Below are 16,734 nucleotides of genomic sequence, written 5' to 3' on the forward strand. Positions count from 1 at the left end.
CCGTCGCGGCAGGCCTCAGGTCGCGTCGAGCCAGCGGGTGATGAAGGCTGCCATGGCGTCCCGCTTGGTCCCGGCGCGGGGGCGGAACGTCTTGTCGCGCCACCCCGTGGTGATGCCCAGGTTCGCCATCCAGGTGATCTCCTTGGCGAACTGGTGGGAGGAGGGCACGTCAGAGAAGCGGTTGGACGTGGAGGTGGAGGTGGCGCGCGAGACCCGGTAGAGGAATGCTGCGAACGCGCCACGCTCCACGGGATCCAGCGGACGGAACGTCCCATCGGACCAGCCCTCGGCAATCCCCTGGCTGTGGGCCCAGCAGATCTCCTTGTAGAACGTGCGCCGTGGGGAGACATCCCGGAAGGGCGAGACCGCCGGTGGGGTGTACGCGGGAGAGCCCTTGGCACGATAGATGAACGCGATCATGGCATCACGCGCGATCGGCAGGTGCGGGCGGTAGGTGCCATCGGACCACCCGGTGGTGATCTTCGAGGCCGCGAGCTCCTCGATCTCCTCGAAGAACTGCATAGTGGCCGGAACGTCCGTAAAGGTGCGAGTGATGAAGCTGTTGCGCCCGCCCTCCCGGATCGCCAGGCCGTTGTCGAAAGGCTGGGTGTACCGTCCGTCCTGCCCGCGGACGTCGGCCAGCGGGCGCCCCCAGCTGGGCCGCCAGCTGCGCCGAATCGAATCCGTTGTGGTCGCCGCCCGGGCCGAGAGCTTCGGCCCCGACACGACGATGCCCTTGGTCAGACGCGTGATGGTGAGCCCGCCCTCCTTCTGCGCCGAGGTGAGCACGGTACCGAGCGCGGACTCACCGCCGGCGGCGACGAAGGCTCGCAGGTGGTGGCGCCACCCGGAATTCATCCGGGACTGGATCCCCCATCGGAGGTTGTCCATCGTCGAGTACAGCCCGTTGCCCGGGCACGAGGTGAGGTTCACGTCCCGATGCCCGAAGAAGCGGGGCATGCTCACCATGGTGCCCCTGCTCCAGCGGGTGCCATTGACGCTCACGCGCCACGACGACTTCTCGTGGATATCGCTGCGGAAGGTCGACAGCAGCTTCCACGCCGCGACCTTCATGACGGAGTCTCGAGCCACCGCGCTGGCCGCCAGCGACGAGTAATCCCCCATCACGGAGATGCCGAAGCTGCCGGTGTTGAAGCCCAGCGCGTGGGCGCCGTTCACGTTGCGGGTCAGACCGCCCCGTCGGCCCTCGTAGATCGTTCCGTAGCGGTCGATCAGCACGTTGTAGCCGATGTCCGCCCAGCCCAGCGTGCGCACGTGATAGTCGAAGATCCCGCGGATCTGCTGCGCGGCCTGCGAGGGCGAGTAGTTGTTGGTGCCGGCAGTGTGGTGCAGCACCACCGCCTGCAGCGCAGAGCTGGTGGAGCTGGAACGGGCGGCTCGCTCATCGGCGCCCCACTGGGCGCGGGTCACGATCCGCGGCGCCCCGGGGATACCGAGATCCCGCGGGACCAGGGACATCGGCACGATCGGCCCGAGGGCAGGCCGCGCGGCCCCTACTCCCCCGCCGCCCACGGTCGCGCCGGTCGCGCCGCCGCCATCGGAGGGCGCCGGCGCATCCGCCGGGTCCTCACCTTCACCGGTCTCCTCGGCCGGGGCGGTCTCCTCGGTGAGGCGCTCCTGCGGCTCCTGAGAGGGCGTGGCCGCCTCGCCCTCGGCAGGAGGCTGCTCGCTGCGCTCCTGGGCTGCATCCTCCGCAGAGACAGCCCCCTCATCTAGCTCCAGCGGCGCCTGCTTGGGATCATCGGGGAAGTCGATCAGGTGGGCGTTCAGCGCCTCGGTGACATCCTCACCGTCGATCTCACCGATCACCTCCACCTCGGTGACATCAGCGAAGAACACCGGCTCGGTGCCGTTGGAGCGCACGCCGGTGTCCAGGTCCACAGCGACCTCGAGGTCATGCCAGGGGCTCCAGGCCCCATCCACCTGCAGGCCACGCACGGAGACGGTCGGCTCCACGCCGCCTTCCTCCCAGGTCACGCCCACCAGAGCGGCCGGATGCCCGACGATGTGGCGAGCCAGGCGGCCGTCGCGCTCGATATGCTCCGCCTCGCGCAGCGCGATGGTCGTGGTGCGCGGCTGGGCAGCCTGCGTGCCGGCTCCGGCGGCCGACGACGGCTGATCCTCCGTACCGCTGACCGGGGCATCCTCCTCACCATCGGCCAGGGCGGTGCCGCCGCCGGTGACCACGGAGGAACCCACCAGGGCTGAGCCGGCGAGGAGGGAGCGGCGCCGTGGACGCAGATCCGGTGTGCGGCCGGATGCATCGGGCAGGGGACGGCGGAGGGAGGCGGACATCGCGGATCTCCTGGGGAAGCGGGGAAGCTACAGAGTGTCCACGGCACAGCGCGAACGCGTCCACCATAGGCACCAGGTCTCGGGTGCTAGGCAAAGATTCTGCAACAACCGTTCGAATCCCGGATGACCCGCCCCACGTCGTTCCGCGTGGGGGTGAGGTCGCCACACCCCATCAGCCCGGCGGGACGACATCCCTTAGCGCCGCAGCCGCCGGCCCGCCGCGCAGCCCCCGCACAGCATGAGGCCCCGGCACCTTCCGGTGCCGGGGCCTCACGCGCAGCTGTCAGCAGCTCATCCGATCAGTCCTCGGACTTCTGCTCCTCCGCAGTGTCCTCTGCCGGAGTCTCCTCCGCCGGGGTCTCCTCGGCCGGGGTCTCCTCCGCGGGCTCAGCAGCGTCGGCCTTGGCCGCGTTCTTCGCCGCGCCCTCAGCCTCCTTCACCACGGCCTGCTTCGGGGAGTACTCCTCGGTGACCAGCTCGATCACAGCCATCGGGGCGTTGTCGCCCTTACGGGGACCCACCTTGGTGATGCGGGTGTAGCCGCCGGGACGCTCCGCGAACGTCGGGGCGATCTCCTCGAACAGGGTGTACACGACGCCCTTGTCACGCACGGTCTGCATGACGCGACGACGGGAGGCGAGGTCACCCTTCTTGGCCTGGGTGATCAGACGCTCGGCGTGCGGGCGCAGCCGCTTGGCCTTGGTCTCAGTGGTGCGAATGGCGCCGTGGCGGAACAGCTCGGTGGCGAGGTTCGCGAGGATCATCTTCTCGTGCGAGGGGGATCCTCCGAGGCGCGCGCCCTTGGTGGGTGCAGGCATGGTCGTTCTCCTTGGTGGAAATGAAGGTCAGTACTGGTCGCCGAAGTCGTCGGAGTAGGAGTCCATGGCCGACGGGTCCAGCCCGCCCACGGAATCCTTGAGCGACAGCCCCAGCTCGGCGAGCTTCGCCTTGACCTCGTCGATGGACTTCTGGCCGAAGTTGCGGATGTCGAGGAGGTCCGCCTCCGAGCGAGAGGTCAGCTCGCCGACGGTGTGCACGCCCTCGCGCATCAGGCAGTTGTAGGAGCGCACCGTGAGGTTCAGGTCGTTGATCGGCAGCGCCAGATCCGCGGCCAGAGCCTGATCCGTGGGCGAGGGGCCGATCTCGATGCCCTCCGCCTCCTGGTTCAGCTCGTGGGCCAGACCGAACAGCTCGACGAGGGTCTTGCCGGCGGAGGCCACCGCATCCCGCGGGGAGATCGCGGGCTTGGTCTCCACGTCCACGATCAGCTTGTCGAAGTCCGTGCGCTGCTCCACACGGGTCGCCTCGACCTTGTAGGTCACCTTCAGCACCGGCGAGTAGATCGAATCGACCGGGATCCGGCCGATCTCGCCGTCCATGCCCTTGTTCTGCTGGGCGGAGACGTAGCCGCGACCGCGCTCGACGATCAGCTCGATCTCCAGGCGGCCCTTGTCGTTCAGGGTCGCGATGTGCAGGTCAGGGTTGTGGATCTCCACACCGGCGGGCGGGGTGATGTCCGCGGCGGTGACCTTCCCGGCCTCCTCGCGGCGCAGGTACATCACGACCGGCTCATCGTTCTCCGAGGAGACGACGAGGTTCTTGATGTTGAGGATGACCTCGGTGATGTCCTCCTTCACGCCGGGCACGGTGCTGAACTCGTGCAGCACCCCGTCGACGCGGATCGAGGTGACCGCGGCACCGGGGATGGAGGACAGCAGGGTGCGGCGCAGGGAGTTGCCGAGGGTGTAGCCGAAGCCCGGCTCGAGCGGCTCGATGACGAACCGGGAGCGGTTGTCCGACACGACCTCTTCGGTCAGCGTGGGGCGCTGTGCGATGAGCACTGGTGGATCCTTTCAGCGAACGTCCGCCATATGACGCTCAGAAGGGGGGCGGTGGGCCTAGATGACAGATGGTCTGGTCCGTCCCGGACACGGCGATGCCCCGTCCGGCACGGCAGGCCGGGACGGGGCGGGCCCCGTCACGGCCGATGACGCGATCAGACGCGGCGGCGCTTGGCCGGGCGGGTGCCGTTGTGCGGCTGCGGGGTGACGTCCTGGATCGAGCCGACCTCGAGACCCGTCGCGGTCAGCGAACGGATCGCGGTCTCACGGCCGGAGCCGGGGCCCTTGACGAAGACGTCTACCTTCTTCAGGCCGTGCTCCTGCGCCCGGCGCGCGGCGGCCTCAGCGGCCATCTGCGCGGCGTACGGGGTGGACTTGCGCGAGCCCTTGAAGCCGACCTGACCGGCCGACGCCCAGGAGATCACGGCACCGGTCGGATCCGTGATGGACACGATCGTGTTGTTGAACGTGCTCTTGATGTGGGCCTGGCCGTTGACGACGTTCTTCTTGTCCTTGCGGCGCGGCTTGCGGGCCGCGGCCTGGCGGGTCTTGGTTGCCATGCGGCAGAACTCCTCTGGTGGGTTGCGGATGCGCCGGATCCCTCAGCGGCGCGAAGTGACTGCGGGCTCGAGCCGGATCAAGCGGCCGAGCTCAGCGCTCAGGGGATCAGCGGGTCTTCTTCTTGCCGGCGACGGTGCGCTTGGGGCCCTTACGGGTGCGCGCATTGGTCTTGGTGCGCTGACCGCGCACGGGCAGGCCGCGGCGGTGGCGCAGGCCCTGATAGCTGCCGATCTCCACCTTGCGGCGGATATCAGCGGCGACCTCGCGGCGCAGGTCACCCTCGACCATGTAGTTCGCCTCGATGTGATCGCGCAGCTTCACGAGCTCCTCGTCGGTCACCTCGCGGACGCGCTTATCGCCGGAGACGCCGGTCGCGGCCAGGGTCTCCAGGGCGCGGGTGCGACCCACGCCGAAGATGTACGTCAGGGCGACCTCGAGGCGCTTCTCGCGCGGAAGATCGACTCCCACCAGACGTGCCATGTGCAGATTCTCCTACTGTCTCGGAGGCCTGATCCGACTCCCCGCCCTGGGATGCCTCCCGGGCGCCGCAGCCTCCGTCCTGCGGGTGGCCGGCTGATGCCGGTGGAATCGTCTCTTCTGTTATGTGCCCGCAAGCGGGCAGGTGCCCCGAAGGGCTTGCCGCCGGTGCGGCGGCAGGGTCACACCAGCGGGGCAATCAGCCCTGCTCGCTGTGCTGATCTCCTCCCGTTCGACCTCGGGGACGGCTCGTACCTCGCCGGCCCTCGGCCTCACAGTTCGTCGATCAGCCCTGACGCTGCTTGTGACGGGGGTTCGAGCAGATGACCATGACGCGCGCGTGGCGACGGATCACCTTGCAGTTGTCGCAGATCGGCTTGACGCTCGGCTTGACCTTCATTGCGTTCCTTCTCCCGGGACGATCACTTGTAGCGGTAGACGATGCGGCCCCGATCGAGGTCGTAGGGGCTCAGCTCGACGACCACGCGGTCCTCGGGAAGGATGCGGATGTAGTGCTGGCGCATCTTCCCGGAGATGTGCGCGAGCACCATGTGCCCGTTGTCGAGCTCCACGCGGAAGCGCGCGTTCGCGAGCGCCTCCGTGACCGTGCCTTCGACCTCGATCACTCCGTCCTTCTTCGCCATGCCTCCCCAATCTCTCGCCTCCGGGGCCGGAGGCTGAGTTCCGCGTTGCTGAGTTCCTGACTTATCAGGTCCTGCACACCGCGACGCCAGGTGACGAGGCGGTGAGGGTGCTGCTCCCATCAGATGCCGATGCGGCACTGCCGCTGGACCATCGACGGGCCATCCGGCGAGCCCACAGACTCACCCAGAGACGCCGCGCGTGCGGAGCACACCCGATGAATCAGCTTACACGGGCACGGTCAGCAAGACCATGGCCTCGTACGATGACGCCGGTCACTCCCGCGGGGCAGCTCAAGGCCCGAAACCTCCCTCGTCGGACCCTCACTCCCCCGCCACCGGGTCCGGGGCGGCGCGCACTCCGCGCCGCGCCAGCTCCTCCTCGCCGCCATCCCCAGCAGTCAGCACGAGCAGACCCTGCTCGGTGACGGCCACCGAATGCTCTTCATGGGCAGCGCGACCGCCACCGGTGGCGCGCACCGTCCAGTCATCCTCGTCGAGCTCCCAGGTTCCCGAGCCCTGGATCAGCATCGGCTCGATCGCCAGGCACATGCCGGGACGGACCTTCGGGCCGCGCGAGCGGGTGCGGTAGTTCATGACATCCGGCGGCTGATGCATCGCGGTGCCGATCCCGTGCCCACCGAAGCCCTCCAGATGCGAGAGCGCATCCCCGGCGGCGTCGGCGACGAAGTCCTCGATCGCCGCGCCGACATCGCCCACCCGCTGAGCGGTCGCGAGCGCCGCGATACCGGTCCACAGCGCATCCCGGGTGACCTCCACCAGATCCTCATCGGCCACCGAGCGGGGCTCGCCCACCACATGGGTGCGGGCGGCATCGGAATGCCAGCCATCCAGGATCAGACCGCCGTCGATCGAGACCAGATCCCCCTCCTCGAGCACCTGCTCGCCGGGGATGCCGTGGACCACGACCTCGTTGACGCTGATGCACAGCGTGGCCGGGAAACCCATGTACCCCAGGAAGTTCGGGGTGCCGCCGAGGTCCCGGATCATCTCATGCGCGAGATCATCGAGGTGGTCGGTGGTGATCCCGGGGCGGATCTGCTCGGCGAGCATCTCGTGGACCTGATGCAGCGCCAGCCCACTGCGACGCATCTGGTGGATCTGCTCCGGGGTCTTGAGCTCCACCCGTTCCGGACGCAGCCCCATCAGGCGCCGAGAGCATCGCGCAGGGACGCGGTCACCTGGTCGATCGAGGCCATGCCATCCACGCGGCGCACCAGGCCGCGCTTGTCGTACACGTCGATCAGCGGGGCGGTCTGCTCGGCGTACACCTCGAGGCGACGACGGATCGTCTCCTCGGTGTCATCGCTGCGCCCCTGCTCCTGACCGCGGGCCACCAGACGCTCGATCACCGCGTCGGTCTCCACGACCAGCAGCAGTACGGCGTCCAGCTCGGTGCCGAGCTCGGTGAGCATCCCGTCCAGCGCCTCGACCTGATCCAGGGTGCGCGGGTAGCCGTCCAGCAGGAAGCCGTCCCGCGCATCGTCCTCATCCAGGCGGGAGCGGACCATGTCATTGGTGACGGAATCGGGCACGTACTCGCCCTTGTCCATGTAGGACTTCGCGAGCACCCCCAGCTCGGTCTGACCCGAGACGTTGGCGCGGAAGATGTCGCCGGTGGAAATCGCGGGGATGGCCAGCTCCTGTGCGAGGCGCGCCGCCTGGGTGCCCTTGCCGGCGCCGGGCGGGCCCACGATCAGCAGACGGCGGGCGCGGGGGCGACCGTCGGCGGTCTGCGGAGCGTTGGAGGCATCGGACGTGGTGGTCACCGGAGGATCCCTTCGTAGTGATGCTGCTGGAGCTTGGCGTCGACCTGCTTCACGGTGTCCAGCCCCACACCGATGATGATCAGCAGCGAGGCGCCACCCAGCGGGAAGTCCTGCGAGGTGCCCAGGTACACCAGGGCCAGCAGCGGGATGAGACAGATGATTGCGAGGTACACGGCCCCCGCGGACTGGATGCGATTGATGACGTAGCGCAGGTACCGCTCAGTGGGCTTGCCTGCGCGCACATTCGGGATGAAGCCGCCGTACTTCTTCATGTTGTCGGCGATCTCCTCCGCGTTGAACGTGATGGAGACGTAGAAGAACGCGAAGAAGATGATCAGGGCCACGAACACCACGGCGTAGACCCAGGAGAAGCTGTAGCCCATCACCAGGTGCTGGTTGATCCACTGCACCCAGGCGGCATTCGGGTCACCGAAGCTCGAGGCCATCTGCGGCAGCGCCAGGATCGAGCTGGCGAAGATCACGGGGATCACACCGGCCTGGTTGACCTTGATGGGGATGTAGGTGGAGGTGCCGCCGTACATGCGTCGGCCCACCATGCGCTTGGCGTACTGCACGGGCACGCGGCGCTGGGACTGCTCGACGAAGACCATGCCCACCATGACCACCAGCGCCACGAGGAGCACCAGGCCGAAGACCATCCAGCCCTTGAGCATCCACACCTGACCGAAGGCGGTCGGGAAGGACGCGGCGATCGAGGAGAAGATCATCAGCGACATGCCGTTGCCGATGCCACGTTCGGTGATCATCTCGCCCATGAACATGATCAGCACGGTGCCGACGGTCATCGTCAGCACCATCAGCAGCAGCGTAGGCACGGACTGATCGGGCACCAGCTCGAGATTGCAGCCCACGAAGAAGTTGCCCGAGCGCACCAGGGTGATGATCGTGGTGGCCTGTAGGACCGACAGTCCGATCGTGAGATAGCGGGTGTACTGCGTGAGCTTCGCGGTGCCGGAGGCGCCCTCCTTGTGCAGCGCCTCGAACCGCGGGATCACCACGCGCAGCAGCTGCACGATGATCGACGCGGTGATGTACGGCATCACGCCCAGCGAGAACACCGACAGCTGTAGCAGCGCCCCGCCGGAGAACATGTTCACCATGCCCAGCACGCTGCCGTTCTGCGCGCCCAGCGCGGCATCTGCACAGCGCTGGACGTTGGTGGCGTCGAACCCCGGCGTAGGGACGAACACGCCCAGCCGGTACACGGCGATCATTCCGAGGGTGAAGAGGATCTTCGCCCTGAGCTCAGGGGTGCGCAGCGCGCGCACAATTGCGTTCACCAGTTTCCCTCCTGGAGGTCCGCGGTCGAGATCGCACTCGTCACGATCTTCCCTCGGGCCGTGACATACAGGCACCCGACGGACCGGCCCCGGTACGGCGACGGGGCACCGCGGCGCACACTATCCGCGCCGCGATGCCCCGTCAAAAGTGGTTCACGCGATGGTGACGGATCCGCCAGCCGCCGCGATCTTCTGCTCCGCCGAGGCGGAGAACTTCTGCGCGGTGACATCGAGCTTGACGCTCACGTCGCCGGAGCCGAGCACCTTCACGGGCTGGTTCTTGCGCACCGCGCCCTTGGCCACGAGGTCCTCTACCGTGACAGTGCCGCCCTCGGGGAACAGCTCCTGCAGGGTCGAGAGGTTCACGACCTGGTACTCAACGCGGAACGGGTTGGTGAACCCGCGCAGCTTGGGCAGGCGCATATGCATCGGCATCTGGCCGCCCTCGAAGCCCAGCGGAACCTGGTACCGGGCCTTCGTGCCCTTGGTACCGCGGCCCGCGGTCTTACCCTTGGATGCCTCGCCACGGCCCACGCGAGTGCGCGCGGTCTTGGCACCGGGCGCGGGGCGCAGGTCGTGGAGCTTCAGCGGCGCGCCGCTGTTGTCAGTGTTGTTCATGTCAGTCCACCTCTTCGGTCGTCACCAGATGGGTGACGGCGCGGATCATGCCGCGGATCTCGGGGCGGTCCTCCTTCACCACGGTGTCACCGATGCGCTTGAGGCCGAGGCCGCGCAGGGTGGCTCGCTGGCTCTGGTTGCCGCCGATCTCGGATCGAATCTGCGTCACCTTGATCTGCATCAGGCACCCACCTTCTCCGCACGGGCCGCGGCGCGACCCTCGGCCTGGGCTCGCAGGAGCGGCGCCGGGACGACGTCCTCGACCGCCAGGCCACGGCGCGCGGCCACGGCCTCGGGCTCCTCGAGCTGCTGGAGCGCGTCCACGGTGGCCCGCACGATGTTGATCGCGTTGGTCGAGCCGAGGGACTTCGACAGCACGTCCTGCACGCCCGCGCACTCCAGCACGGCGCGCACCGGACCGCCGGCGATCACACCGGTACCGGGAGCGGCCGGACGCAGCAGAACGGTGCCTGCCGCATCGTGCCCCTGCACGGTGTGCACGACGGTGCCCTGGATGCGGGGGACGCGGAAGAAGTTCTTCTTCGCCTCCTCGACCCCCTTGGAGATCGCCGCGGGCACCTCCTTGGCCTTGCCGTAGCCGACGCCGACGGTGCCATCGCCGTCACCGACCACCACGAGGGCGGTGAAGGAGAAGCGACGGCCACCCTTGACGACCTTGGAGACGCGGTTGATCTTCACCACGCGCTCGAGGAGCGCCGACTTATCGGCGTCCTGACCGCGGTCCCGACCGCGGCCGCCCTGACGCCCGCCGCTCTGGCGAGCGCCGCGCTCGTTGTTGTTGTCATCCCGCCGGCCGGAGGCCGCGGGACCATTGCCACGCTGCTGTGCAGCCATTTCAGATCCTCTTCTCGTCCTGGGTCCGGGGGGTCACAGTGCCAGACCGGCCTCGCGGGCGCCGTCGGCGACGGCGGCCACACGGCCGTGGTACTTATTGCCGCTGCGGTCGAACACGACAGACTCGATCCCGGCGGCCTTGGCGCGCTCGGCGATCAGGGCGCCGACGGTGCGGGCCTTGTCCGTCTTGGTGGCGTCCGACTGGCGCAGATCCGCCTCCATGGAGGAGGCCGAGACCAGCGTCTTGCCCAGGGAGTCGTCGACGACCTGGACGAACACGTGGCGCGAGGACCGGGTGACGACCAGGCGCGGACGCTCGGCGGTGCCGATGACGCGACGGCGCACGCGCAGGTGACGCCGACCGCGAGCGCGCAGCTTGGAGCCGCGGTTGCCCTTGGTGTGCTTGAGTGCGTACCCCATGATCACTTACCAGCCTTTCCGGCCTTGCGGATCACGACCTCGTCGGCGTACCGCACGCCCTTGCCCTTGTAGGGCTCCGGCTTGCGGATCTTGCGGATGTTCGCGGCGACCTCGCCCACCTGCTGCTTGTCGATGCCGTTGACCGAGAACTTGGTCGGCGACTCGACGGCGAAGGTGATGCCCTGGGGCGCCTTCACCACGACGGGGTGGGAGAAGCCGAGGGCGAACTCGAGGTCCGTGCCCTTCGCGGTGACGCGGTAACCGGTCCCCACGATCTCCAGCTTCTTGGTGAAGCCCTCGGTCACGCCGAGGACCAGGTTGTTGATGAGCGTGCGGGTCAGGCCGTGGAGGGCCTTGGACTCCCGCTCGTCGTCGGGGCGATTGACGACGATGGAGCCGTCCTCGCCGCGCTCGACGGTCAGCGGAGCCGGCACCACGTGCTTGAGCTCGCCCTTGGGACCGGTCACCGTCACGGTGCGGTCCTCGATGGTGACGTTCTGGACAGAGGCCGGCACTGCGACCGGCAGGCGTCCGATGCGGGACATATTCGGTGTTCTCCTCTCCCGCTCACCAGATGTAGGCGAGGACTTCCCCACCCACACCCTTCTGGGCTGCCTGCTTGTCCGTCAGGAGGCCGGAGGACGTGGACAGGATCGCCACGCCCAGGCCGCCGAGGACCTTGGGCAGGTTGTTCGACTTCGCGTACACGCGCAGGCCGGGCTTGCTGATGCGGCGGATCCCGGAGATCGCACGCTCCCGGCTGTCGGAGTACTTCAGCTCGAGGACGAGGTTCTTGCCGACCTCGGCCTCCTCCTCGTGCCAGCCCAGGATGTAGCCCTCGGCCTTGAGGATGTCCGCGATGCGGGCCTTCAGCTTCGAGTACGGCATGGACGCGGTCTCGTGGTACGCCCCGGAGGCGTTACGGATCCGCGTGAGCATGTCCGCGATCGGATCGGTCATGGTCATGTCTGTTGCTTCTTCCTCACCTGGTTTCCCCGTGCCCTGTGGGCCGAGGACCTGTGGCGGTAGTCCTTACCAGCTGCTCTTCGTGACGCCGGGCAGTTCGCCGCGATGGGCCATCTCGCGCAGGCACACGCGGCACAGGCCGAACTTGCGGTACACGGAGTGCGGGCGACCGCAGCGCTGGCACCGCGTGTACGCGCGGACCGCGAACTTGGGCTTGCGCTCCGCCTTCTTGATCAGGGCAGTCTTGGCCATATCAGTTCTCCTTGAAGGGGAAGCCGAGCGCCTTGAGCAGCGCGCGCCCCTCGTCGTCGGTCTTCGCAGTGGTGACGACCGTGATGTCCATGCCGCGGACGCGGTCGATCTTGTCCTGGTCGATCTCGTGGAACATGACCTGCTCGGTGAGACCGAAGGTGTAGTTGCCGTTGCCGTCGAAGTGCTTCGGCGACAGACCGCGGAAGTCGCGGATGCGCGGCAGGGCGGTGGACAGCAGACGGTCCAGGAACTCCCACATGCGTGCACCGCGCAGGGTGACGTGGGCGCCGATGGGCATGCCCTCACGCAGCTTGAACTGCGCGATGGACTTGCGGGCCTTGGTGACCTGGGGCTTCTGGCCGGTGATGGCGGCGAGGTCCTTGATCGCGCCGTCGATCACCTTGGAGTCGCGAGCGGCGTCGCCGACGCCCATGTTCACGACGATCTTCGTCAGGCCGGGCACGAGCATGACGTTCTTGTAGCCGAACTGCTCGGTCAGAGCCGGACGGACGGTCTCGTTGTACTTGGTCTTCAGACGCGGGGTGGGCGCCTGGGTCTGGGTCTCGGTCATCTCAGATGTCCTTCCCGGAGCGCTTCGCGTAACGGACGCGCACCTGCTTGGTGCGGCCGTTCTCGAGCTCGACGGTCTCGACGCGGTAGCCGATCTTGGTCGGCTTGTTGTCCTCGGGGTCCACGAACGCCACGTTGGAGACGTGGATCGGGGCCTCGCGCTGCTCGATCCCGCCGGCGCCGCCGGCCTGGGTGGGCTTGAGGTGGTGGGTACGACGGTTCACGCCCTCGACCAGCACGCGCTGGGTGTCGGGGAAGACCTGCAGGACACGGCCCTGCTTGCCCTTGTCGCCCGGCTCCAGACCGCGCTTGGCGGCCTTGTCGGCATCGCTGGTGCGACCGGTGATGACCTGCACCAGGTCACCCTTCTTGATCTTCATCTTTGCCATGTCACAGCACCTCCGGTGCCAGCGAGACGATCTTCATGAATCGCTTGTCGCGCAGCTCACGGCCGACGGGGCCGAAGATACGGGTGCCGCGCGGCTCGCCGTCGGTCTTGAGGATGACTGCGGCGTTCTCGTCGAAGCGGATGTAGGAGCCGTCGACGCGACGGACCTCCTTGGACGTGCGGACGACGACGGCCTTGACCACGTCGCCCTTCTTGACGTTTCCACCGGGGATGGCGTCCTTGACGGTCGCCACGATGGTGTCGCCGATGCTGGCGTAACGGCGACCGGAGCCACCGAGAACCCGGATGCAGAGGATCTCCTTGGCACCCGTGTTGTCGGCGACCTTCAGTCGCGACTCCTGCTGAATCACTCGTTCTCCTATCGTCTCGCCGGTTCTCTTCCCCCGTGTGCGGGGACCGAGCCTGGCGGAACGGAATCTGGACCGTGCCCGGCCGCCCCCGGATCGGGATCCGACGCGGGCGCTGCCGTCGACGGGCTCCGGGCACCGAAAAATCCTCGACCGGACTCAGGCACTGGCGTGCTGAACGCGGGGCGTTCGCCTCATGTGCGAGGTCTCCGGTGAGGAGGGATCTGGTGGTACCGGATCCTGTCGCGGAACCCCGGTGCCCCCTGCGCGGTCGGACCGCACGGAGAGCATGGCGTTCCGGCAACCGTTCAATCGTACGGGGGACGTGCGTGGATGTCACCCCCGAGGTTGGGGCCGATGCATGTGTGCTTGCTCTCCCCCGAGGCGTGTTTCCCCCGCACCCCCGCCCCAGCGCTCACTCCCCTGGCCCGCACCCCCGCCGCTCAGCCCTGCCCTCCCCTTGCGACACGCCGGCATCCGTCGACGAGTACACCGAGACGTCTCCCTATCGCCACAGATCGGTGCACTCGAAGCGCGGCCACGGCGTGGCGTGGGCGCCAGCGCAACGGGTAGCGTCACGGGATGATCGACATCGACGTTGCACGACGGCTGCAGGCGGCCGGACTCCGTTGGGATCCGGCGGACGGGGACCTCTTCGCGATCGACGCCGAGGAGCTGCGGGACGAGGTGTGGATGCTCTCCTCCATGGTCATCGAGCAGGACCTGGGCCGGCACGGCAGGCGGGTGTTCCGCTTCAACGGCACCACCGAGTGGGCGCTGGACTCCGTGGAGGAGGATGAGGCGATCTGGCTTCCGCGGGAGGATCAGCTGCGCAAGGCACTCGGGGTGCGGTTCCGCACGCTGCGGCAGGAGGCCGACGGGGGCTTCGTCGTCGAACTGGAGACCGACGGCAGAACCCGGGAGGTGCCCGCACCCCGCGCGGAGGACGCCTTGGCGGGCGCGCTGCTCATCGCTCTCGGCAGCTGAAAGGCGCCACCGCACCACATCAGCAGCCGGACCGCTGAACCACCAGTCACAGAACCGCCGGATCGCGAATGTCAGATCCCGGGGCATGCAAAGCACGAACATGCCTGCGGACCTGACAGGTGCGGAGGAAGCCCAGCCTCTGCGGGGCGGGTGGCAGACAGGCAATCACCCACGTCGACGAGCAACCCCTCCCCCGACACCGACACACCGGATAACCCAGCCGAGCACACCGATACGTCTCACTTTCGCCACGAATCGGTGCACTCGCGAGGCGTAGACGGCGTGGCGCAATGACAGACGGACACGAGGGAGTGGACGGGGCAGGTGGCAGGCCCGCGATGTCCTACGTCAACGGGCCCTCCCCCAACGCCGACGGGGCTGGCCCTCCCCCAACGCCGACGGGGCCGGCCCTCCCCCAGCGCCGACGGGGCCGGCCCTCCCGTGCAACGTCGACGGGCCGGCCCTCCCGTGCGGGAGGACCGGCCCGTCATGCTTCCGGTGCGGTCACGCGGACCGCAGCCGGATCACTTGGCGCGCTCGAGGATCTCCACCAGGCGCCACCGCTTGGACGCGGACAGCGGGCGGGTCTCCATGATGAGGACACGGTCGCCGACGCCGGCGGTGTTCTCCTCATCGTGCGCCTTGAACTTGCTGGTCTTGGTGGTCACCTTGCCGTAGCGGGCGTGCTTCACACGCTCCTCGACCTCGACGACGATAGTCTTCTCCATCTTGTCGGAGACGACGTAGCCGCGCTGGGTCTTGCGGTACGGGCGCTCGGACGAGGACGCGTGCGCGCCCTCCTTGTCGAGCTCCTCGACCTCGGGGGTCTCCACCTCGGTGTTGGCGGTCTTCTCAGTCATGTACGAATCCTCGCTCCGGGTCACTCGGCGTCGCCGGGGGCCTGACGGATGCCCAGCTCGCGCTCGCGCAGGATCGTGTAGATCCTTGCGATGTCCTTCTTGACGGACCGCAGACGGCCGGAGCTCTCGAGCTGACCGGTCGCGGACTGGAAACGGAGCTTGAACAGCTCGTCCTTCGCCTTCGCCAGCTCGTCGGCCAGCGTGGCGTCGTCCAGCTTGTCGAGCTCATCGGCGGTGAGCTTGGTCGCTGCCATCAGATGTCACCACTCTCTCGGCTCAGGATGCGGCACTTCATGGGGAGCTTGTGCATCGCCAGGCGCAGCGCCTCGCGAGCCACCTCCTCCTCAACGCCGGCCACCTCGAACAGGACGCGGCCGGGCTTGATGTTGGCGACCCACCACTCAACCGAGCCCTTACCGGAGCCCATGCGGACCTCGGCAGGCTTCTTGGTGAGCGGACGGTCGGGGTAGATGTTGATGAACACCTTGCCGCCACGCTTCATGTAGCGCGTCATGGCGATACGAGCCGCCTCGATCTGGCGGTTGGTGACGTAGGCCGGCGCGAGCGCCTGGATGCCGTAGTCGCCGAACGCGAGATCGGTGCCGCCCTTGGCCATGCCGCTGCGGCTGGGGTGGTGCTGCTTGCGGTGCTTGGTCCTGCGGGGGATCAGCATGTCGCTCAGGCCTCCGTTCCGGACTGCTGTGCGGGCGCGGCCTGCTCGGCGGGCGCGGACTGCTGGCTGGCAGCCTCGTTGCGCTCCCGACGGGCGTTGGCGTTGCGCTCGTTGCGACGACCGCGGGGACGCTCGGCGCGCGGGCCGCGACCGCCGGAGCGGGGACCCTGCTGGGCGGCCTGCTGGGCCGCGAGCTCCTTGGCGGTGATGTCGCCCTTGTAGATCCACACCTTCACGCCGATACGGCCGAAGGCGGTGCGGGCCTCGTGGAAGCCGTAGTCGATGTTCGCGCGGAGGGTGTGCAGCGGCACGCGACCCTCACGGTAGAACTCGCTGCGGCTCATCTCGGCGCCGCCGAGGCGGCCGGAGACCGCCACGCGGATGCCCTTCGCGCCGGCGCGCTGCGCGGACTGGATGCCCTTGCGCATGGCGCGGCGGAAGGAGACACGGGCGGCGAGCTGCTCGGCGATGCCCTGGGCGACCAGCTGCGCATCGGCCTCGGGGTTCTTGACCTCGAGGATGTTCAGCTGGATCTGCTTGCCGGTGAGCTTCTCCAGCTCACCGCGCAGCCGCTCGGCCTCCGCGCCACGACGCCCGATGACGATGCCCGGGCGGGCGGTGTGGAGGTCCACGCGGACACGATCACGGGTGCGCTCGATCTCGACCTTGGAGATGCCGGCGCGCTCGAGCCCCTCGGACATGAGCTTGCGGATCGCGACGTCTTCCTTCACGTAGTCGCGGTACCGCTGGCCCTCCTTCGAGGAGTCGGCGAACCACCGGCTGGTGTGCTCCGTGGTGATCCCGAGGCGGAACCCGTTCGGATTGACCTTCTGGCCCATACTTCGGTTCC

The 16,734-nt window shown here is 68.2% G+C and carries 25 protein-coding genes; 1 reads left to right on the plus strand and 24 read right to left on the minus strand.

What is annotated here, in order from left to right:
- Positions 1-15: 15 nt before the first annotated feature.
- From CJ197_RS03360 to rplN, 20 genes are all read right to left on the minus strand, one after another.
- Positions 16-2,316, minus strand: coding sequence for an S-layer homology domain-containing protein (locus CJ197_RS03360; protein WP_102235347.1), 2,301 nt, complete (start codon positions 2,314-2,316; stop codon positions 16-18).
- Between the two features lie 299 nt (positions 2,317-2,615).
- Entirely contained in the window at positions 2,616-3,134 is a 519-nt protein-coding gene (gene rplQ, locus CJ197_RS03365; RefSeq protein ID WP_102235348.1) for a 50S ribosomal protein L17, read from the minus strand.
- Positions 3,135-3,161: 27 nt separating this feature from the next.
- A complete protein-coding gene (locus CJ197_RS03370) occupies positions 3,162-4,157 on the minus strand; it encodes a DNA-directed RNA polymerase subunit alpha (RefSeq protein ID WP_102235349.1) in 996 nt (331 codons plus the stop codon).
- A gap of 155 nt (positions 4,158-4,312) precedes the next feature.
- On the minus strand, positions 4,313-4,717 hold the full coding sequence (gene rpsK, locus CJ197_RS03375) for a 30S ribosomal protein S11 (protein WP_102235350.1): 405 nt from the start codon (positions 4,715-4,717) through the stop codon (positions 4,313-4,315).
- 106 nt (positions 4,718-4,823) lie between these two features.
- A complete protein-coding gene (rpsM, locus tag CJ197_RS03380) occupies positions 4,824-5,198 on the minus strand; it encodes a 30S ribosomal protein S13 (RefSeq protein WP_102235351.1) in 375 nt (124 codons plus the stop codon).
- A gap of 283 nt (positions 5,199-5,481) precedes the next feature.
- On the minus strand, positions 5,482-5,595 hold the full coding sequence (gene rpmJ, locus CJ197_RS03385; protein ID WP_015776353.1) for a 50S ribosomal protein L36: 114 nt from the start codon (positions 5,593-5,595) through the stop codon (positions 5,482-5,484).
- 22 nt (positions 5,596-5,617) lie between these two features.
- Positions 5,618-5,839 carry a translation initiation factor IF-1 gene (infA, locus tag CJ197_RS03390; protein WP_010550308.1) on the minus strand — a complete coding sequence of 74 codons (222 nt, stop codon included), beginning with the start codon at positions 5,837-5,839 and terminating at the stop codon, positions 5,618-5,620.
- A gap of 321 nt (positions 5,840-6,160) precedes the next feature.
- Entirely contained in the window at positions 6,161-7,003 is an 843-nt protein-coding gene (map, locus tag CJ197_RS03395) for a type I methionyl aminopeptidase (RefSeq protein ID WP_102235352.1), read from the minus strand.
- Positions 7,003-7,626 (minus strand): adenylate kinase, encoded by a 624-nt coding sequence (locus CJ197_RS03400; protein WP_102235353.1) that lies wholly within the window; start codon positions 7,624-7,626, stop codon positions 7,003-7,005. The genes map and CJ197_RS03400 overlap by 1 nt, the downstream gene beginning before the upstream one ends.
- Positions 7,623-8,927: a preprotein translocase subunit SecY gene (gene secY / locus CJ197_RS03405; protein WP_102235354.1), complete on the minus strand. Its 1,305-nt coding sequence runs from the start codon at positions 8,925-8,927 to the stop codon at positions 7,623-7,625. Before secY ends, CJ197_RS03400 begins: the two co-directional genes overlap by 4 nt.
- Before the next feature lie 153 nt (positions 8,928-9,080).
- Positions 9,081-9,545, minus strand: a complete 465-nt coding sequence (rplO, locus tag CJ197_RS03410) for a 50S ribosomal protein L15 (protein ID WP_102235355.1) — start codon at positions 9,543-9,545, stop codon at positions 9,081-9,083.
- A 1-nt stretch (position 9,546) separates the two neighbouring features.
- Positions 9,547-9,729, minus strand: a complete 183-nt coding sequence (rpmD, locus tag CJ197_RS03415) for a 50S ribosomal protein L30 (protein ID WP_158239369.1) — start codon at positions 9,727-9,729, stop codon at positions 9,547-9,549.
- Positions 9,726-10,400 (minus strand): 30S ribosomal protein S5, encoded by a 675-nt coding sequence (rpsE, locus tag CJ197_RS03420; RefSeq protein ID WP_102235357.1) that lies wholly within the window; start codon positions 10,398-10,400, stop codon positions 9,726-9,728. Before rpsE ends, rpmD begins: the two co-directional genes overlap by 4 nt.
- A gap of 33 nt (positions 10,401-10,433) precedes the next feature.
- Positions 10,434-10,820: a 50S ribosomal protein L18 gene (gene rplR, locus CJ197_RS03425; protein ID WP_102235550.1), complete on the minus strand. Its 387-nt coding sequence runs from the start codon at positions 10,818-10,820 to the stop codon at positions 10,434-10,436.
- A gap of 2 nt (positions 10,821-10,822) precedes the next feature.
- The gene (rplF, locus tag CJ197_RS03430; RefSeq protein WP_102235358.1) at positions 10,823-11,365 is read right to left on the minus strand and encodes a 50S ribosomal protein L6; all 543 of its coding nucleotides are present in this window, start codon (positions 11,363-11,365) and stop codon (positions 10,823-10,825) included.
- Between the two features lie 22 nt (positions 11,366-11,387).
- On the minus strand, positions 11,388-11,786 hold the full coding sequence (rpsH, locus tag CJ197_RS03435; RefSeq protein ID WP_102235359.1) for a 30S ribosomal protein S8: 399 nt from the start codon (positions 11,784-11,786) through the stop codon (positions 11,388-11,390).
- 66 nt (positions 11,787-11,852) lie between these two features.
- Positions 11,853-12,038, minus strand: a complete 186-nt coding sequence (locus CJ197_RS03440) for a type Z 30S ribosomal protein S14 (RefSeq protein ID WP_102235360.1) — start codon at positions 12,036-12,038, stop codon at positions 11,853-11,855.
- A gap of 1 nt (position 12,039) precedes the next feature.
- Positions 12,040-12,609 (minus strand): 50S ribosomal protein L5, encoded by a 570-nt coding sequence (gene rplE, locus CJ197_RS03445; RefSeq protein WP_102235361.1) that lies wholly within the window; start codon positions 12,607-12,609, stop codon positions 12,040-12,042.
- 1 nt (position 12,610) lies between these two features.
- On the minus strand, positions 12,611-12,997 hold the full coding sequence (rplX, locus tag CJ197_RS03450) for a 50S ribosomal protein L24 (protein ID WP_102235362.1): 387 nt from the start codon (positions 12,995-12,997) through the stop codon (positions 12,611-12,613).
- Position 12,998: 1 nt separating this feature from the next.
- Positions 12,999-13,367, minus strand: a complete 369-nt coding sequence (rplN, locus tag CJ197_RS03455) for a 50S ribosomal protein L14 (protein ID WP_102235363.1) — start codon at positions 13,365-13,367, stop codon at positions 12,999-13,001.
- 579 nt (positions 13,368-13,946) lie between these two features.
- Here rplN and CJ197_RS03460 point away from each other — a divergent pair.
- Positions 13,947-14,351 carry a hypothetical protein gene (locus tag CJ197_RS03460; RefSeq protein WP_102235364.1) on the plus strand — a complete coding sequence of 135 codons (405 nt, stop codon included), beginning with the start codon at positions 13,947-13,949 and terminating at the stop codon, positions 14,349-14,351.
- A gap of 524 nt (positions 14,352-14,875) precedes the next feature.
- Here the strand turns inward: CJ197_RS03460 and rpsQ are convergent.
- From rpsQ to rpsC, 4 genes are read right to left on the minus strand one after another with little or no spacing between them, the layout of a single operon-like run.
- Positions 14,876-15,211 carry a 30S ribosomal protein S17 gene (gene rpsQ / locus CJ197_RS03465; protein WP_102235365.1) on the minus strand — a complete coding sequence of 112 codons (336 nt, stop codon included), beginning with the start codon at positions 15,209-15,211 and terminating at the stop codon, positions 14,876-14,878.
- A gap of 20 nt (positions 15,212-15,231) precedes the next feature.
- Positions 15,232-15,465 (minus strand): 50S ribosomal protein L29, encoded by a 234-nt coding sequence (gene rpmC, locus CJ197_RS03470; RefSeq protein ID WP_102235366.1) that lies wholly within the window; start codon positions 15,463-15,465, stop codon positions 15,232-15,234.
- Positions 15,465-15,884, minus strand: a complete 420-nt coding sequence (gene rplP, locus CJ197_RS03475) for a 50S ribosomal protein L16 (RefSeq protein WP_102235367.1) — start codon at positions 15,882-15,884, stop codon at positions 15,465-15,467. Before rplP ends, rpmC begins: the two co-directional genes overlap by 1 nt.
- Before the next feature lie 5 nt (positions 15,885-15,889).
- Positions 15,890-16,723, minus strand: coding sequence for a 30S ribosomal protein S3 (gene rpsC, locus CJ197_RS03480; RefSeq protein WP_102235368.1), 834 nt, complete (start codon positions 16,721-16,723; stop codon positions 15,890-15,892).
- Positions 16,724-16,734: the final 11 nt, after the last annotated feature.

The sequence above is a fragment of the Brachybacterium sp. UMB0905 genome (genome assembly GCF_002871795.1).
GTDB lineage: Bacteria > Actinomycetota > Actinomycetes > Actinomycetales > Dermabacteraceae > Brachybacterium.

Coding starts and splice junctions, on each gene's coding strand:
- CJ197_RS03360 (WP_102235347.1), bottom strand. CDS start 2,316: ATGTCCGCCTCCCTCCGCCGTCCCCTGCCCGATGCATCCGGCCGCACA.
- rplQ (WP_102235348.1), bottom strand. CDS start 3,134: ATGCCTGCACCCACCAAGGGCGCGCGCCTCGGAGGATCCCCCTCGCAC.
- rpsK (WP_102235350.1), bottom strand. CDS start 4,717: ATGGCAACCAAGACCCGCCAGGCCGCGGCCCGCAAGCCGCGCCGCAAG.
- rpsM (WP_102235351.1), bottom strand. CDS start 5,198: ATGGCACGTCTGGTGGGAGTCGATCTTCCGCGCGAGAAGCGCCTCGAG.
- rpmJ (WP_015776353.1), bottom strand. CDS start 5,595: ATGAAGGTCAAGCCGAGCGTCAAGCCGATCTGCGACAACTGCAAGGTG.
- infA (WP_010550308.1), bottom strand. CDS start 5,839: ATGGCGAAGAAGGACGGAGTGATCGAGGTCGAAGGCACGGTCACGGAG.
- map (WP_102235352.1), bottom strand. CDS start 7,003: ATGGGGCTGCGTCCGGAACGGGTGGAGCTCAAGACCCCGGAGCAGATC.
- rplO (WP_102235355.1), bottom strand. CDS start 9,545: ATGAACAACACTGACAACAGCGGCGCGCCGCTGAAGCTCCACGACCTG.
- rpsE (WP_102235357.1), bottom strand. CDS start 10,400: ATGGCTGCACAGCAGCGTGGCAATGGTCCCGCGGCCTCCGGCCGGCGG.
- rplR (WP_102235550.1), bottom strand. CDS start 10,820: ATGGGGTACGCACTCAAGCACACCAAGGGCAACCGCGGCTCCAAGCTG.
- rplF (WP_102235358.1), bottom strand. CDS start 11,365: ATGTCCCGCATCGGACGCCTGCCGGTCGCAGTGCCGGCCTCTGTCCAG.
- rpsH (WP_102235359.1), bottom strand. CDS start 11,786: ATGACCATGACCGATCCGATCGCGGACATGCTCACGCGGATCCGTAAC.
- CJ197_RS03440 (WP_102235360.1), bottom strand. CDS start 12,038: ATGGCCAAGACTGCCCTGATCAAGAAGGCGGAGCGCAAGCCCAAGTTC.
- rplE (WP_102235361.1), bottom strand. CDS start 12,609: ATGACCGAGACCCAGACCCAGGCGCCCACCCCGCGTCTGAAGACCAAG.
- rplX (WP_102235362.1), bottom strand. CDS start 12,997: ATGGCAAAGATGAAGATCAAGAAGGGTGACCTGGTGCAGGTCATCACC.
- CJ197_RS03460 (WP_102235364.1), top strand. CDS start 13,947: ATGATCGACATCGACGTTGCACGACGGCTGCAGGCGGCCGGACTCCGT.
- rpsQ (WP_102235365.1), bottom strand. CDS start 15,211: ATGACTGAGAAGACCGCCAACACCGAGGTGGAGACCCCCGAGGTCGAG.
- rpmC (WP_102235366.1), bottom strand. CDS start 15,465: ATGGCAGCGACCAAGCTCACCGCCGATGAGCTCGACAAGCTGGACGAC.
- rplP (WP_102235367.1), bottom strand. CDS start 15,884: ATGCTGATCCCCCGCAGGACCAAGCACCGCAAGCAGCACCACCCCAGC.
- rpsC (WP_102235368.1), bottom strand. CDS start 16,723: ATGGGCCAGAAGGTCAATCCGAACGGGTTCCGCCTCGGGATCACCACG.